Source organism: Algorimicrobium echini (assembly GCF_900115185.1).
In the GTDB taxonomy this organism is placed as follows: domain Bacteria; phylum Bacteroidota; class Bacteroidia; order Flavobacteriales; family Flavobacteriaceae; genus Algorimicrobium; species Algorimicrobium echini.
In genome coordinates, this window is record NZ_FOVN01000006.1 from 1 (window position 1) to 17,748 (window position 17,748).

At 34.4% G+C, this 17,748-nt stretch carries 14 protein-coding genes; 3 read left to right on the plus strand and 11 right to left on the minus strand.

The window, feature by feature from the left end:
- Positions 1 to 140: 140 nt before the first annotated feature.
- From BM239_RS12500 to tamL, 7 genes are all read right to left on the minus strand, one after another.
- Complete coding sequence (locus tag BM239_RS12500; RefSeq protein WP_092209146.1) at positions 141 to 998, minus strand: DUF4595 domain-containing protein; 858 nt, start codon at positions 996 to 998, stop codon at positions 141 to 143.
- 163 nt (positions 999 to 1,161) lie between these two features.
- Entirely contained in the window at positions 1,162 to 2,280 is a 1,119-nt protein-coding gene (locus BM239_RS12505; RefSeq protein WP_092209148.1) for a tyrosine-type recombinase/integrase, read from the minus strand.
- A 95-nt stretch (positions 2,281 to 2,375) separates the two neighbouring features.
- Positions 2,376 to 4,631 (minus strand): polyribonucleotide nucleotidyltransferase, encoded by a 2,256-nt coding sequence (locus BM239_RS12510; RefSeq protein WP_092209150.1) that lies wholly within the window; start codon positions 4,629 to 4,631, stop codon positions 2,376 to 2,378.
- Between the two features lie 190 nt (positions 4,632 to 4,821).
- Entirely contained in the window at positions 4,822 to 5,091 is a 270-nt protein-coding gene (rpsO, locus tag BM239_RS12515; protein ID WP_092209152.1) for a 30S ribosomal protein S15, read from the minus strand.
- Between the two features lie 143 nt (positions 5,092 to 5,234).
- Positions 5,235 to 6,092 carry an acetyl-CoA carboxylase, carboxyltransferase subunit beta gene (accD, locus tag BM239_RS12520; RefSeq protein WP_092209154.1) on the minus strand — a complete coding sequence of 286 codons (858 nt, stop codon included), beginning with the start codon at positions 6,090 to 6,092 and terminating at the stop codon, positions 5,235 to 5,237.
- Between the two features lie 124 nt (positions 6,093 to 6,216).
- A complete protein-coding gene (fbaA, locus tag BM239_RS12525; protein WP_092209156.1) occupies positions 6,217 to 7,284 on the minus strand; it encodes a class II fructose-bisphosphate aldolase in 1,068 nt (355 codons plus the stop codon).
- A gap of 44 nt (positions 7,285 to 7,328) precedes the next feature.
- The gene (gene tamL / locus BM239_RS12530) at positions 7,329 to 9,854 is read right to left on the minus strand and encodes a translocation and assembly module lipoprotein TamL (RefSeq protein ID WP_245758238.1); all 2,526 of its coding nucleotides are present in this window, start codon (positions 9,852 to 9,854) and stop codon (positions 7,329 to 7,331) included.
- 182 nt (positions 9,855 to 10,036) lie between these two features.
- On the opposite strand from tamL, the gene BM239_RS12535 reads away from it, so the two are divergent.
- A complete protein-coding gene (locus BM239_RS12535; protein WP_092209466.1) occupies positions 10,037 to 10,756 on the plus strand; it encodes a TrmH family RNA methyltransferase in 720 nt (239 codons plus the stop codon).
- Positions 10,757 to 10,833: 77 nt separating this feature from the next.
- On the opposite strand, the gene porT is transcribed toward BM239_RS12535, so the two are convergent.
- Together porT and ubiE are read right to left on the minus strand one after the other, a co-directional pair.
- Positions 10,834 to 11,547, minus strand: a complete 714-nt coding sequence (gene porT / locus BM239_RS12540; protein ID WP_092209160.1) for a type IX secretion/gliding motility protein PorT/SprT — start codon at positions 11,545 to 11,547, stop codon at positions 10,834 to 10,836.
- 5 nt (positions 11,548 to 11,552) lie between these two features.
- A complete protein-coding gene (gene ubiE, locus BM239_RS12545; RefSeq protein WP_092209162.1) occupies positions 11,553 to 12,278 on the minus strand; it encodes a bifunctional demethylmenaquinone methyltransferase/2-methoxy-6-polyprenyl-1,4-benzoquinol methylase UbiE in 726 nt (241 codons plus the stop codon).
- A gap of 240 nt (positions 12,279 to 12,518) precedes the next feature.
- Between ubiE and trkA the strand changes: the two genes are divergently transcribed.
- Positions 12,519 to 13,868 (plus strand): Trk system potassium transporter TrkA, encoded by a 1,350-nt coding sequence (gene trkA, locus BM239_RS12550; RefSeq protein WP_092209164.1) that lies wholly within the window; start codon positions 12,519 to 12,521, stop codon positions 13,866 to 13,868.
- Positions 13,869 to 13,870: 2 nt separating this feature from the next.
- Positions 13,871 to 15,364 (plus strand): TrkH family potassium uptake protein, encoded by a 1,494-nt coding sequence (locus BM239_RS12555; protein ID WP_092209166.1) that lies wholly within the window; start codon positions 13,871 to 13,873, stop codon positions 15,362 to 15,364.
- 68 nt (positions 15,365 to 15,432) lie between these two features.
- On the opposite strand, the gene BM239_RS12560 is transcribed toward BM239_RS12555, so the two are convergent.
- Positions 15,433 to 16,620 carry a pyridoxal phosphate-dependent aminotransferase gene (locus tag BM239_RS12560; protein ID WP_092209168.1) on the minus strand — a complete coding sequence of 396 codons (1,188 nt, stop codon included), beginning with the start codon at positions 16,618 to 16,620 and terminating at the stop codon, positions 15,433 to 15,435.
- Between the two features lie 29 nt (positions 16,621 to 16,649).
- Entirely contained in the window at positions 16,650 to 17,744 is a 1,095-nt protein-coding gene (locus tag BM239_RS12565; protein ID WP_092209170.1) for a fatty acid desaturase family protein, read from the minus strand.
- Positions 17,745 to 17,748 lie beyond the last annotated feature (4 nt).

The window sequence follows — 17,748 nt, forward strand, 5'->3', positions numbered from 1 at the left end:
GGTAACGTGTTTGTATATGAAAAGTGCGTGCTTGTGTCAGAGGATTTTCGGAACGAAAATCGGATGAAAGCAAGTACGCACTTTCCTTTGATTTAGCACTAAACTACGCATTTTTTATATACAGTGTTAGCAAACGTTTTTTAATAATATTCTAAATCAAATGTAATTGTATTCCCAGAAGTGTCTCCAAATACATTGGTTGGATAATCATCACTGTCATAAGTATAAGTGTATGTTGTAGTTTCTGCTCCTGTTTTAGAAATTGAAGCTATGTTGTTCTTTAAAAAAGGAAAACTATAACCTTCAAATCCGCTTATATATATTCCTTCAAATTCCCAAAAGAATTCTATGAAACGCTCAATGTATATAGATTCTAATTGTCCATAAAAAGGATTTACTTTATTGTCATAAGTCAAAGTGTATTCAAGCAAAAGGTTGTCAGAGTTATCATAGGATTTAGCTGTTGTCATATTTCCATTCGAATCATACTCGAAATTTGTATATTGATTACTTTCAGTTAATTTAATAATTAATCCATTGGGATTTAATTCTAAATCAGCTGACGAACCTGCATTGCCTTCAATCATTCCAGTAACAGTTACTATGTTGTTATTGTATTCTAAATTTACACTTTCATTATTTGCTGTGTAGCTGGATAGTTTTCCATTAGCATCGTAAGAGTATGCGTAATTGTCGCTGTAAGTTGATGAACCACTCTCTTGATAATTCCATTCCGTTATTTTATTTGTAGAGTTATAAGTGAAGTCAGAAACATATATAAAGCTGTTATAAACTCCAGTCAAACTAGAAAGTAAATCGTTTCCATCGTAAATATAATCAACTTTTCTAGTGTCGGATATTTTTTCTGTTTTAACGAGTTTGATTGTTTCTTCTGGTTCTGGTTCAGGTTCTTGTGTTACAGGGTTATCATCAGATGAACAAGAAAATAATACAATGTTTAGTAAAATTAGGGCTAAAAATAATTTGTTTTTTTTCATAAAGTTTGGTTTTTCAAATGTTTGCTAACTTAATTATATGCATAAGTTCTTTCAGGATATCTTTCCAATCTGGAGGGATATGCTTATGTTTTTGTAATATCGAATCAGCTTATTAAACACCAATTGAAAAGTAAACTTATGTGTTTCTAAATGTAGTATACTTTTACATATTGTCAAAAGGATTCTTAATATTTCGGATACTTGTTTCGCTTACATGTGTGTAAATCATAGTTGTTTTGGGGCTACTATGCCCTAACAAGGTTTGTATGTATCTTATATCAGTACCATTTTCAAGTAAATGTGTAGCGAAACTGTGTCTAAGTGTATGCAATGTTATAGGCTTTTTTATATTGGCCTTTTTTGCAGCTGTTTTTAGTATGGATTGTGCACTTGATCTGCTATAAAGTGTGCCATCCTGTCCCTCAAATAATAAATCTTTTGGTTTATAAGCCTTATAATATAACCTTAATAAATCTAGAAAATTTTTTGAGAGTAACGTGTATCTGTCCTTTTTGCCTTTAGCCGATTTTATATGAATCACCATCCGCTTACTATCAATATCCGTTATTCTAATGGATAAGGCTTCACCTATTCGTAAACCAGCCGAATAAACTAACGAGAGTAAGGTTTTGTGTTTTAAATTAAGTATGCTATCTAACATTGTTTTAACCTCGTAACTGCTTAAAATTTCTGGTAGTTTTTTTGCCTTTTTAGGTCGTTCAATGTTTAAAGTCGTCAAAACAAATCCAGTATATTCCAAATATTTCTTTATACCACTTATACACTGATTTTGATAGGAAATGGATTTATTTGGTTTTACAATAAAATCGTAATTAAATTGCTCAATTAACCGAACCGATATGGGTAGGTTTTTTAACTGAACATACCGTAAGAAAAATGCAGTGACTTCTACATATGTATGAATTGTATTATTGCTTAAACGCTTCTGTTCTAGCCATTTTTTGTAGCTTGTTAAATTGGTTTTTAAAGGGTCGTCAAGTTTTGGAAGCCTTACAGGTGTATACTGCCCTTTAGGCTTTGTTGTCACTTTATTAGTGGTTAGTGCGCTATAATCTACATAGTAATTTTTTAATCGTAACGCTTTATAAAGACGTTGCTTGTTTTGGCTGCTGTGTGCCATATAATAGGTGCCATGCGTTTGGCTCCAAGTAACACCTTCTATAGATTTTAAGTAGGCTTTTACCGATGCGTTAAATTCAAATTTAATAGCAATACAAGACTGTGATTTGTGTGTAAATGGCTTTAGAGTAATAGCGTTCATACTTGAATATTAATGGATTACAACTAAAGATAAGAAAAAAAGCCTATTCGTTAATTTGAATAGGCTTTTTAATATATAAATGATAAAAAGAAATATTAATCTTTTTTGTCGTTTCTTGGTTTTCTGTCGTCACGACGGTTGTCACGTCCTCGGTTGTTGTCACGAGATCCACGATTATCCCGTCCTCCAGAACGTTTGTCATCTCTTGGAGGTCTTTCAACAAAACCTTCTGGTTTAGGTAAAATAGCTTTACGAGACACTTTTTCTTTGCGTGTTCTAGAATCAATACCAAAATACTTCACATCAAAAACATCGCCCATGTTTACAACATCTGATACGTTTTCGGTGCGTTCCCAGGCTAATTCACTTACGTGCAATAATACTTCATTTCCTGGTGCATCTGTATATTCTACAACAGCACCAAAATCTAGCATTTTTATAACCTTCACTTCATATATACTGCCTACTTCAGGTTTGAATAAAATAGCATCAATTTTTGCTATAACAGCATCAATTCCTTTTCTACCAACACCTAAAATTTCAACTATACCTTCTTCTGTTACTGGATCTTCATTAATAACAATAGTCGTGTCTGTTTCTTTTTGCATTTCCTGAATTACTTTTCCTCCAGGACCAATTAAGGCACCAATAAATTCGTTAGGAATGCGTCTTGTTACCATAGTAGGTGCATGCTCCTTAACGTCAGCGTTTGGTTTTGCAATAGTATCTGTTAGTTTTTCTAAAATATGTAAACGGCCATTACGTGCTTGTTTTAACGCGTTTACTAATATTTCATAGGATAATCCTTTTACTTTAATATCCATTTGGCAAGCTGTAATACCATCAGCAGTACCAGTTACTTTAAAGTCCATGTCGCCTAAATGATCTTCATCACCTAAAATATCAGACAATACAGCATATTTTCCAGTTCCTGCATCAGAAATTAAACCCATGGCAATACCTGAAACGGGTTTCTTTAATTGTACACCAGCATCCATTAAAGCCATAGTTCCAGAACAAACAGTTGCCATAGAAGACGAACCATTAGATTCTAATACTTCAGAAACTACACGTACGGTATAAGGACATTCGTCAGGAATCATGCCTTTTAAAGCTCGTTGTGCTAAATTTCCATGACCTACTTCACGACGAGACGTTCCACGAATTGGGCGTGCTTCACCAGTTGAAAATGGTGGAAAATTATAGTGTAAGTAGAAACGCTCTTCACCTTCAAAAGATGGCATATCTATTTGGTTTGAATCTCTTGATGTTCCTAATGTTACAGTTGCTAAAGCTTGAGTTTCACCACGTGTAAAAATAGCTGAACCGTGTGTGGATGGTAAATAATCTATCTCACACCATATTGGTCGAATTTCATCTGTTTTTCTACCGTCTAGACGTAAACCTTCATTTAAAGTTAAATCACGAATAGCAGCTTTTTCTGCTTGGGAGTAATATTTTGAAATTAAGTCGCCAAAATCTTCTTGTTCCTCTTCGGAAAAAGAGTCCTTAATAGTTTCTTTTATTTCTGCAAATGCAGCACTTCTTTCATGTTTTGCCGATCCAGCTTTGGCAATTGCATACACTTTATCATAAGCCATACCATGAATTTTCTTGGCTAAATCTTCATCTGTTCTTTCTGGTGCATATTCACGAACTTCTTTCTTTCCAAAAGCTTCGGCTAGTTTTATTTGTGCGGCACATTGAATTTTAATGGCTTCGTGAGCAAACTTAATCGCTTCAGCCATTTCTTCTTCAGAAATTTCATCCATTTCACCTTCAACCATCATGACCGAATCAGCAGAAGCACCTATCATCATATCAATATCAGATTCAGCTAATTGAGCTCGTGTTGGATTGATAATAAATTCGCCATTTACACGGGCAACTCTGGCTTCAGAGATTGGACATTCAAAAGGGAAGTCAGATAATTGAATAGCTGCTGAAGCGGCTAAACCTGCCATAGCATCTGGCATTACGTCATCATCATGAGACATTAACTGAATCATTACTTGTGTTTCAGCGTGATAATCTTTTGGAAACAACGGACGTAATACACGGTCTACTAAACGCATGGTTAATACTTCGCCATCACTTGGTCTAGCTTCTCTTTTGAAGAAACCTCCTGGATAACGACCTGCTGCAGCAAATTTTTCTCTGTAGTCTACCGTTAATGGTAAAAAATCAACATCGCTTTGTTTGTAATTGGAAACAACGGTACATAATAACATACATTTCCCTGACTGAACAACAACAGAACCATGAGCCTGCTTTGCTAGTTTACCGGTTTCGATGGAAATTTCTCTACCATCACCAAGGTCTATGACCTCTCTAAATACTTTTGGAATCATAAATTTTTAATTCAAATTAAACATTGGTAGTTGTGTTGTGTAGTTGTTGTGAACCAATGAAAAACCTTTAGTCCTGTCCCGATAATTACCGGAATATAGCAGGATCTAGCTTCTTATTTACGAATTTTTGACTCTTGCGAATGAGTTATTACTAAAACAAAAAAGAGGCGCAAAGCCTCTTATATTGTGATTATTTTCTTAATCCTAATTCTTTAATAATAGCACGATATCTTAAAATATCTTTCTTTATTAAGTAATCAAGTAAAGCACGACGCTTTCCTACTAACATCACTAATGAACGCTCCGTATTGTAATCTTTACGGTTTGTTTTTAAGTGTTGCGTTAAATGTTCAATACGTTGCGTAAAAATGGCAATTTGGCCTTCTGCGCTTCCAGTATCGGTTTTCCCTTTACCGTGTTTTGCGAAAAGCGCTTGCTTTTCTTCTTTTGATAAATACATTCTAATATTATTGTAAATGATTGTTATGTATATGAAAGTTTTTCTTTCAAGCTGCAAATATAGTAAATTTTAATTATTCAGCTATTTTTTGTAAAAAAAAGACAGCTTCTCTTTAAAATTTTATTACTGATAAAAATGTGTTTTTACGCTCTTAATGGCTGATTGGTAATTAAATCAATATATAAATTGACTTTATCTTTCAAATGTTTTCGGTGTGTAATGAAATCTAAGAAACCGTGTTCTAATAAAAATTCCGATGTTTGGAAATCTTCTGGTAAATCTTGTCCTGTTGTGTCCCGAACTACACGAGGTCCTGCAAAGCCAATTAAAGCACCAGGTTCTGCAATGTTAATATCGCCTAACATGGCAAAAGATGCTGTTGTACCTCCCGTAGTTGGGTCGGTACATAAGGATATATACGGAATGCCAGCATCTGCTAATTGTGCCAATACAACAGACGTTTTTGCCAATTGCATTAAGGATAAAGCAGCTTCCATCATACGTGCTCCTCCAGATTTGGAGATAATCATGAATGGTATTTTTTTCTTTAAGGCGTATTGTCCAGCACGTGCTATTTTTTCGCCAACCACAGAACCCATAGAGCCACCTATAAATGAGAAATCCATACAAGCAACTACTAAATCGTTTCCTTTAGATTTTCCTACTGCTGTACGTACCGCGTCTTGTAGTTTGGTTTTTTCTTGAGCTGCTTTTAAACGGTCTGGATATTTTTTAGTATCCTCAAATTTTAAGGGGTCTTTAGATTCTAATTTAATATCTAATTCCTTAAATTTATTATCATCGAATAAGATTTCGAAGTATTCTTTACTGCCAATTCTTACATGATAGCCGTCTTCAGGACTTACATAAAAGTTTTGCTCTAATTCTTTAGCGTCAACAATTTTTCCGGTTGGCGACTTATACCACAGCCCTTTGGGTGTGTCTTTTTTTTCTTCCGTAGAAGTTTGAATTCCTTTTTCTTTTCGTTTAAACCAAGACATAGTGATTAACGATTTTAAATTATGCGATTTTCAACTTTTACTATTAAAAGCGTTAAGATTCGCGTTAGTTATACAAGCAAAATTACACGATTAATTTTAAATGCGTGTTTTTTGCACTTTTATTTTATAAAGTGTTCACGTTGTTTAAGTCCTCAAAGGCCTTTTTTAAACGGGCAACAAATGTTTCTTCTCCTTTACGCAACCAAACACGAGGGTCGTAATATTTTTTGTTGGGTACATCAGCACCATCTGGATTTCCTATTTGAGCTTGTAAATAAGCTTCCTTTTCTTTCATATAATCACGAACGCCAGAAGTAAAGGCATACTGCATATCGGTATCAATGTTCATTTTAATGACACCATAACCAATAGCTTCACGAATTTCTTCAACGGAACTGCCTGACCCACCATGGAATACAAAATCGATATGATTAGGTGCTACATTGAATTTTTCTGAAATATGTGCTTGCGAATTTTTAAGAATTTTAGGTGTGAGTTTTACATTGCCAGGCTTGTAAACACCGTGTACATTCCCGAAGGCTGCTGCAATAGTAAATTGATGGCTTACTTTGCTTAACTCTTCGTAGGCATAAGCTACTTCCTCTGGTTGTGTGTATAGTTTAGAATCGTCTACATCCGTATTATCCACACCATCTTCTTCGCCACCTGTAATACCTAATTCTATTTCGAGGGTCATCCCCATTTTGCTCATACGCTCTAAATAGCGCTTACAAATTTCGATGTTTTCTTCAATTGGCTCTTCACTTAAATCAATCATGTGCGAGCTGTAAAGTGGTTTCCCAGTTTCTTTAAAATGCTGTTCACTTGCTTCTAATAAGCCATCTATCCAAGGTAATAACTTTTTAGCACAATGATCTGTATGTAAAATTACGGGAACACCATAGGCTTCTGCCATAAGGTGTACATGCTTGGCGCCTGCTATACAGCCAGCTATAGCTGCTTTTTGGTTTTCATTACTTAAGCCTTTTCCAGCATTAAAAACACCACCACCATTTGAAAATTGAATAATTACGGGTGCATTTAAATCTCTAGCTGTTTCTAATACGCCATTTATAGTGTTGGACCCAACAACATTAACAGCTGGTAGTGCAAAGCCTTTTTCTTTAGCAAGTTTAAAAATAGCTTGAACTTCTTGGCCAGTTGCTACGCCTGGTTTTATAGAATGTGACATAATTTTTAGTTTTTTAGTGAAACAAAAATAATAAAATTAATAGCTTAAAACGGGTAATTGATACCAATGTTATAAACAGCATTGGTGAAATTATAATCATTTAGCCAGCGGTTGCCCATTTCATAGGAGGGATCATAGGTTTTAAAACCTGTGTCAAAACGGAAAATAATAAAACCAAAATCGTATCGTAATCCGAATCCTGTTCCAAGTGCAATATCTTCTAAAGATTGAAAGCTGGTAAAGGTTGCCTGCGGATCTTCAATATTATCTAAAACGTTCCATATATTTCCTGCATCTGCAAAAAAGGCGGCATAAAAATCGCCAAAAACATTAAAACGGTATTCTAAATTGAAGGCTAGTTTCATGTTTGCTTCATTAAATTCATCGTTACTATCTGAACTTCCAGGACCTAAACTATAGGCGGTCCATGCACGATTATCATTGGTACCACCTGCAAAGAAACTTTTTGAGAAGGGAATACTGTTCGAGTTTCCATAGGGAATGGCTATTCCAAAAAAGCTGCGTAGTGCTAAAACTTGTTTCTTGCCTAAATCCCAATGCTTGATATAATCGAGTTCCGTTTTGATGTATTGTGAATATGCTACATCAAAAATTTCAAAATTATCATTCATGTTTTTAGCTGCTCCAAATGCATTGGATGCTAATGAAAGTAGGTTTCCCGCCGATTCAATTTTACCTCGAAATATGGAGAAGTTTTCATCAAACAAACTGGTTCGGTTATCCCGAACATAATTATAGCTGGATGCAATTATAAGGTTGTTTTCGGTTAAACGTTCTTGACGTTCATTGATATAGTTGATATTTTGAATATTGTCTGCTGTTAAGCCACTTGGAGGATTGTCTCCAATGGATTCCTGAATGAACTGATTGGCTTGATCTGGAATGCCTAATTCATCGTCTGGTCCTATGTAATTGATATCTTGAGCAATATCATTCAAAGTGTTGTAGGAAGTACTGTAAACATTAAAATAATTATCAGGATTTAAGTTTTTTACATATTGGATGCTAAATAAATCGAATCGGTTTGTGACTTTAAAGTTTGGTTTCCAGCGGTAATTTAATGTTCCTGTAAGGGTCTGTTTATCTAAACCAATATTGGTCTGACTTGAGGTGGAAATACTCATGCGTGTACTTGGCGACATACTTTTAGGTATCAATTTTTCGGTATTGAAGGGGAGAAGTAGGCGTGGAACGGTTAATTTTAAATCGGCTCCCCATTCATTAATATCAAAAAACTTATCCTCATCATTGGCGGCATCTTTAGAGGCTCCAATGGATCCAAAGGCTGTGAGTTGTAAGGTTTCAGCACCACCAAAAACATTTCGCATGAGTACTGATGGATTAAAAGAGAGCCCAATAGTTTGAATATTACTCTGTGAAACTTCAGCGCTAAATTCTAAACCAAATTTCTTTAACGGTGTTAAATACACATTAGCCGTTAGTGTGGTATCGGCATTTTCAACATATTCTATGTTAGGGTATTTAAAGGTGCGTAATTCGGAAATATGTCTGTAAGATAACGTTCTGTCTCGATCTCTAAAGGTTGAATCTGGTGTAATAAAAACAACATCTGTTAAAGCCTTTGGCTTGAAACGAAGTTTGCTGTTGCTAAACAAGTTATAGCCTTTGTATTGGGTTGAATCTTTTTGAGGTTTGTTCCGGTTGCTATAGGAGTAATCGGTATAAATATTAACGTCTTTAATGGTGTAGATAGAAAACGGTTCGCGTCTAGATGAATCTTCATTTTTTATTAATCGATCCTGAATTTGTAATTCTACTTTTACTTTTTTGTCTGTATCAATCGTGTCCATTTCAAAATAGACATAGTCTTCACTAAAATGATACACGCCATGATTTCTAAAATAATTAGTTAATCGGTCTTTTTCCTGTTCAAAAGTAACGGTCTTATACTGTTTGTTTAACTGAATGAAAGATTGCTTTTTGGATTTGTTATATAAGCTATCTATGTTTGGTGACGAGATATTTACGCTTAATGAATCTACAAAATAAGGGTCGCCAGTTTTTACATAATAATCTACTTTGGCGCGATTAGAGTCAATTTTTGTTGTTTCAGAAGTGGCTTTAGCCGTAAACCATCCATTATGAAAATAATAGGCTTCTAAACGGTTTAAGGAGCGTTTTGTTTTTTCTTCATCGAGTATAACGGGAGCTTCACCTGTAGTTTTTAACCAATTATTAAAGCCTTTACGGGATGCGATATATTGATCCAGTTGTTTTTTCGATAGAAAACGTTCCAAGTTTTCTTCACGATTAGGTTTTTTAGCAATATTGGCCTTTAAAATGGAATCTATATTTGGCCGTGCTAAATTATAGATATGTAGCCTGATGGGTATGGTTAGTAGTTTTCGGTTTGTTTTTTGATAAATTAAGTTGTTGATTGTTTCAGTGTTATTTACTTTCTCATTTACAAAAACTGTATTTTTATCTAATAATTGTTCATCTTTTCCTACACGTTTTATTGTATTACAAGAAACCAAAAACAGGGTGAAAGTAATATAAAATGCTATTTTTGAAGAATGGATTCTCAAGGATACCTAATTATAAAAATTTAGTGATGCTTTTTGTGTAAATTTCAGACTGAATAAAAATCTAATAACTGATTCAAAAATACATTATTTCATTTGAAATAAAGCATATATATAAGGACACATTTTGAAAGCATTATATTTTAGTGTTTTTAATGTCTTTACAATCATTTAAAAGCTATTTCATGTTATCAAAAAATAAAATAAAACTACTAACGAGTTTAAAACAAAAAAAGTATCGGCAACAGCATGGGTTGTTTGTAGCTGAAGGTATCAAAACAATCCAAGAGCTTTTAAATTCAAATTTGGTATTACAACAACTCTACACACGGATTACTTTTAATTTAGATACTTCTTTAGAAACACTTATAACTGAAACCGATTTAAAAAAAATTAGTTTCTTGAAAACGCCCAATCAGGCTTTAGCAGTTTTTAAAATTCCTGATTCAAAACCCTTACCTAAAACAGGACTTATTTTAGTTTTAGATGCGGTTCGCGATCCAGGAAATTTAGGCACTATTATTAGACTATGTGATTGGTTTGGTATTTATAATTTGGTTTGTAGTGAGCAAACAGTAGATTGTTTTAATCCAAAAGTTATCCAAGCAACCATGGGTTCCATTACGCGTGTTCAAATACATTATACAGATTTGAATGACTATTTAAGTTCAACATCTCTGCCTGTTTACGGTGCTTTTATGGATGGTAATACGGTGTATCAAGAAACACTCATGAAAGAAGGTGTTTTGGTTATGGGGAATGAGGCTAATGGCATTTCCGAGGCCATTGAAAAGCTGGTAACAAAACGAATTAGCATTCCGCGTTTTGGCTCCATTCAAGAAACAGAAAGCCTAAATGTGGCTACTGCAACGGCTATTTTGTTGAGTGAATTTAAAAGGCGGTAGTTGTTAAGGTGTTTGGTTTTAGTTGTGGCGTGTATTAATTATGTGGTTTTTATCAATAAATAATATACAACTAACAATTATTGAAACGTGAAATTTAGAAACACACCACGTGTTTTCATGCTATTTACATTGCTTGTCCACGGACTATTAGGATCCTTGTCTTGAATAATTTCATCATTTAATGCAAAAACACCTCGGATAGAAGGGGTGAATTTAAAAAAGTATAAATAGAAATCAACTCCAAAACCAACCTCATAAAAGAACATGTTCTTTTTGGTTCTAAATTGTCCGCTGCTATTGTCATCTGGGTTGTTTTCGTTACTCGATAAATTTAATGCGGTAGATAAACCAGCAACAACAAACGGTTTAAAATTGTTTATACGTTTGGTGGAAAATTTCATTAACAACGGGAAATGGATGTAGGTAGACTTTACTTCGCGTTTTAAATCGGTATCGGTAAATTCCATGCCTTGAAAATAACTTTCATTGTAAACTAAATTCCGTGTTGTAATATATAAACCAGGCTCGAAGCGTAGATCCATGTATTCCATAATACGCAGATTTCCAATTAAACCAACACTAAAGCCTCCCGTTTTTTCTACTAAAATATCAGCCTGATCCGTATTGTAATCAAAATTAAAATCATAACTGTTGTACCCTAAAAAGAAACCATAACTCAAGCGCTTTTTGTCTTCAGTTTCAAGATTTCTAATTTTTTCTTTTGAAAACAATTGAGCTGAAGCTACTTGCGATAGTAAAATGAAACCAAAAAGGAAAAGGTGTTTTCTCATAAAAACTATTTTGATAATGTATAAATTGTGGCTACACCAAATGTTTGTGGCAAGTCATTCACATTAGTAAACCCAATTTTACGCAAAATATTGTTTAATTCCTCACCAAAAGGAAAAACAGAGGCTGATTCACATAAATAGGCGTAAGCCGTTTTATCTTTTGAAAATAGTTTTCCTATTACGGGTAAAATATTTTTAGTGTAAAATTTATAGCCTTGTTTATAAGGTGTTTTAGTAGGCATAGATGTTTCCAGTATGACAAACGTGCCTCCAGGTTTTAAAACGCGGTAAATTTCTGACAAGCCTTTTTCTAAAGTTTCAAAATTGCGTATTCCAAAAGCAACTGTAATGGCATCAAACGAATTGTCTTCAAAAGGCATGTTTTCAGAATCACCTAAAACCATGTCTATCCGATTGTTTAAATTTTTGTGGGCTACTTTTTTCTTGCCTATTTCTAGCATGCCACTACTAATATCAAAACCAACAATTTTTTGTGCTTTAGTTTGGGCAAGCATAATGGCTAAATCGCCAGTTCCTGTAGCAATATCCAATATTGTTTCAGGATTGCTAGCATTTACAATAGCGACTACTTTTTTACGCCAAGACACATCAATACCAAATGAGATAACACGATTTAAACCATCGTAATTTCCTGAAATTGTATCAAACATTTTTGTAACCTGTTCTTTCTTTCCAAGGTCACTGTCTTTATAAGGATTTACTTTTGACAACTTATATTTTTTTTTCGCAAATATAAACTATTACACAACCATTAAGCAACTAGATAGTAATTTATTATATCCTATTGAATTTATGTTTGTCCTAATTTTTCCTTTATCTTTGTACTACTTTTTAGAAAAAAAATTGAAACGGAAACGAATTAATCCCTGGCATTACGATGCTAAATTTTAATAGGTTTATTTGTTTTGGTTTCCGCTGATGACTATTGAAAAAAGAATAAAAGTAAGCAGATGAAAATTATTATTGCGGGAGCTGGTGAAGTTGGATTTCATTTAGCTAAACTATTGTCTTTTGAATCGCAAGAAATTACACTTATTGATACCAATAAAGAATGTTTGTTAAATGCAGATAATCATTTGGATATTAAAGTTATGAAAGGCGACTCAACGTCTATTTCCATTTTAAAAGATGCACGCGTTGCCGAAAGTGATTTGGTAATTGCTGTAACGTCCTCTGAAACAACAAACATTACTGTATGTGTACTAGCCAAACAATTAGGCGCTAAACGAACCATTGCACGAATTTCAAACACCGAGTTTATTCAACACAAAGACGAAGTTGGATTTACCAAATTTGGTATAGATGAACTCATTTCACCAGAAGCTTTAGCAGCTTCAGAAATCAGATTGTTATTGTCGCAATCAGCATTCAGTGATACATATGCTTTTGAAGATGGTGCACTAACCATGGTTGGTTTAGATTTGTCTAGAACCATGGCATTTGCAGGAAAAACAGTTAAAGAGGCAGCCGAAATATTTCCGGAAATACACTTTGTCCCCATTGCAATACAGCGTTTTGGAACACAATTTACCATTATTCCAAGAGGTGATACGCAATTAAAAGAAGGCGATCATGTGGTGTTTATCACATCGGAAGGTGGTGCTGAAGAATTGTGCAAAATTACGGGAAAAACAAATACAGATATCAAGAATGTTATGATCCTTGGTGGCAGTAAAATAGGTTATAAAACGGCTCGTGATCTTGCAAATAGTGGCTTTAATGTAAAATTAATAGAAAAAGATAAAAATCGTGCCTTTGATATTGCTGATGAGCTGCCAAACGTTCTAGTAATAAATGGTGATGGTCGTAATGTAGATTTGCTAGATGAAGAGAATATTGGCGATATGGACGCTTTTATTGCCGTTACTGGTAACAGTGAAATCAATATCATGTCTAGTTTGGTGGCAAAATCGAAACACGTTAAAAAAACGATTTCTTTGGTAGAAAACATGGATTATTTTGAGTTGTCGCAATCCATAGGAATAGATACTTTAATAAATAAAAAGCTGTTAGCGGCTAATACCATTTTTAGATATGTGAGGCGTGGTGAAGTATTAGCCATGACCAAACTGAATAATATGGATGCCGAGCTTTTAGAGTTTAAAGTAAAAGCACGTTCAAAAATTTGTAATAAATTAATTAAAGATGCTGGTTTTCCTAGATCAGCAATTATTGCCGGTGTTATAAGAGATGGCATTGGAAATATAGCTTTAGGAGATTTCAAGATTCAAGAAGGTGATTTAGTCGTTATATGCGGTTTACCACGTTCTATTAAAGAAGTTGAAAAACTGTTCTTATAAGTATGAAACTGAACTATAAAATCATTTTTCACTTTTTAGGATTGTTGCTTCTATTTAATGGCGGCTTTATGCTCGTGTCTACACTTATTAGCTTTATTTATAAAGATGGTGTTACATTTCAGTTGCTTTTAGCCGGTTTAAGCACGCTTTTAATAGGTGTTTCAATGATGTATCCCACACGAGACCATAAAAAAATTATGGATAAGCGTGAAGGTTATGTGGTGGTTACTTTTGGTTGGCTTATTATGGCATTTTCTGGATGTTTGCCTTATGTTTTTACAGGAGCTATTCCAGATTTTACCAGTGCTTTTTTAGAGACCATGTCTGGTTATACAACCACTGGAGCTACCATTTTAAACGATATTGAAATTATCCCAAAAGGGGTTCTTTTTTGGCGTAGCATGACGCATTGGATAGGTGGTATGGGAATTATTGTGTTAGCCATAGCTATTTTACCACTTTTAGGAATAGGTGGTATGCAATTATTTGCTGCTGAAGCTCCTGGACCCAATGCCGATAAATTGCATCCAAGAATTACTGATACTGCTAAACGTTTATGGCTTATTTATTTTGGGTATACCGTTGCCGAAACAATTTTGTTAAAAATAGCAGGAATGAATCTATTCGATGCCATGAACCATGCATTAAGTACGTTGTCTACAGGTGGTTTTTCAACTAAAAATGCAAGTGTCGCCTATTGGAATGATCAACCAATAATTCAATACATCATCATTCTATTTATGTTTTTGGCAGGTACTAATTTTGTATTAAGCTATTTTGCGTTTAAAGGGAAAATTCAAAAAATATTAAAGGATGAAGAGTTTAAACTTTATTTGTCTTTTATTGTGATTTTTACGATGATAGCTGCAGCCATTATTTATTTTAAAGCAGATCCATCGCTTTCATCTATAGCGCACCCTATGGTTTGGGGAGAGGCTGAAAGTGCCTTTCGTCATGGTCTGTTTCAGGTGCTAACCGTGATAACTACAACGGGTTTTATAACAGCCGATTATACCTTGTGGTCGCCATTTTTAGTGGTGTTTTTCTTTGGGCTGATGTTTTTAGGTGGTTCAGCAGGAAGTACCTCTGGTGGTGTAAAAGTAGTACGTCATTTAATTTTAATAAAGAATGGTTTTTTAGAATTTAAACGCGCTTTGCATCCCAATGCTATATTACCTGTTCGCTATAATTCCAGAGCCGTTACAGGTGATATTGTTTTTAATATTCTAGCCTTCTTTATCTTATACATGTTATCCTTTATTGTAGGTTCTTTGGTGTTTTCCATGTTTGGTTTGGATCTTATGTCGTCCATAGGAATAGCAGCTTCTAGTTTAGGAAACGTCGGTCCAGCTTTTGGCGATTTTGGCCCTGTTAATAATTACGCTGCCTTACCAGCTTTAGGGAAATGGTGGGCCGCTTTTTTAATGCTAATTGGGCGTTTGGAGTTGTTTACTGTTCTGATTTTATTAACGCCTTTCTTTTGGAGGAATCGTTAATGTAAATAAAAAAAAATCCACTTAAAATGATGTGGATTTTTTTTAGCTGTTACTTTAAACTATATTTATTATGAAACCGCTTCTTTAATTCGCTTAATAGCTTCCACAATTTGTGCCTGACTAGCTGCATAGGATAACCGAATGCAATTTGGATCGCCAAAGGCATCACCCGTAACCGTTGCTACCAAGGCGTGTTCTAATAAAAATAATGAGAAATCGGTTGCATTGTTAATGGTGGTTCCTTTTAGGGTTTTTCCGAAGAAAGCCGAAATGTTAGGAAATACATAAAAAGCACCTTCTGGTGTGTTGTTTACAAAGCCAGGAACATCCTCCAATAAGGTTAGTATCAAATCACGACGAATATGAAATTCATCAATCATGAATTTAACACGTGTTGGCGATTCATTTAAAGCTGTAATTACCGCACGCTGAGCAATGCTATTAGCACCACTAGTTACTTGACCTTGCATTTTATTACAAGCACGTGCTATATGTTCAGGAGCACCTAAATAGCCAATTCGCCAGCCTGTCATAGCAAACGCTTTAGAAACACCATTTATAGTTATGGTTCTGTTAAACATATCTGGAAATTGTGCCATACTTGTATGACCATCTTCAGTGAAATTAATGTGTTCATAAATCTCATCAGAAACCACATAAATATTTGGGTGTTTTTGAAGCACATCTGCCAAAGCACGTAATTCTTCTTTGCTGTAAAGGGAGCCACTTGGGTTACAAGGCGAACTATACCAAATCATTTTTGTTCTTGGTGTAATTGCGGCTTCTAATTGTGCAGGTGTCATTTTAAAATCGGTAGCAATACTGGTTTGCACTTCTACAGGAACACCTTCGGCAAGCTTAACAATATCAGCATAACTCACCCAGTACGGACAAGGTAATATAACTTCATCACCTGGATTAATCATGACTTGAGCTACATTATAAAGTGCTTGTTTAGCACCCGTAGACACCACAATTTGTGGTAAGGTATATGTTAAGTTGTTATCACGTTTAAATTTCGTGATAATAGCTTGTTTCAATTCTACATAACCGTCAACAGGTGTGTAGGAACTATAATTATCGTGAATGGCTTGAACGGCTGCTTCTTTAATATAATCTGGTGTGTTAAAATCAGGTTCTCCTAAACTTAATCCAATAATATCTTTGCCTTCAGCACGCAATTCGCGTGTTTTAGCTGCCATAGCTAATGTGGCAGACGTGGCCATGTTTAAAACTCTATCTGAAAGTACATTCATTAGAAATATCTTTTAAAAGTAAATGATAATTAAGCCATACTTGGTTTTGCACCAAGTGTTTTTAACTGGTTGTAATGTTCTGCTATTGCTGTCCAAATAGAATTGTACTCGTTATATGGTAAGCTAAATTCATGAGCAGTTTCCTTGACTATTTTGGCAATGTTTTTATAATGGACATGACTAATATGAGAGAATAAATGATGTTCCACTTGTCGGTTTAAACCACCTGTGTAAAATTCTACAATCCAACTTTTAGGTGAAAAATTGCTAGTTGTAAATAACTGGTGAATAGCCCATGTGTTTTTCATATTCCCGTTTTCATCAGGTAGAGGCATTTCCGTATTTGGCATAACATGTGCTAATTGGAAAATAACACTTAAAATAATTCCTGCAGTATAATGCATAATGAAAAAACCAATTAATACTTGCCACCAAGCAAAGCCTAATGCTAACGGCAGAACAACCCAAATTGAATAATAAATTATTTTTCCAATAATTAACTTTGTCCACTGCGTTGCTGGATTAGGAAAATCGCCATACGATAGTTTTCTTTTTAAGTAAATATAGGTTTGCTTGAAATCGGTTGTAATGGCCCAATTAACGGTTAATAAGCCATAAAGAAGAAAGGCGTAATATTTTTGATATTGGTGAATCTTTAACCATTTCGAGTGTTTAGAAAAACGGATAACACGTCCAGCATCAATATCCTCATCATGACCTTGAATGTTCGTGTAGGTGTGGTGTAATACGTTATGTTGTACTTTCCAATTGTAATCATTACCAGCTAAAATATGAATGCTGCTTCCCATAAGTGTATTCACCCATTTTTTACTTGAAAAAGAACCATGGTTAGCGTCGTGCATTACATTCATCCCTACGCCTGCAATACCTATTCCAATGACAATCATGCAAAGTATTTGAAGCCAGCCAGGCATTGTTACAGTTAATAAAAGAATTAAAGGTCCTAAAAGTAAGGTGAACATGATAATGGCTTTAATATATAATTTCCAATTACCAGTTTTTTTTATATTGTTCTCTTTGAAATAATCATTCACACGTTTATTCAGGGTTCTGAAAAATTTTGCAGAATCATTTCTTGAGAAAGAAAGGGTTTTATTTGTCATGCTA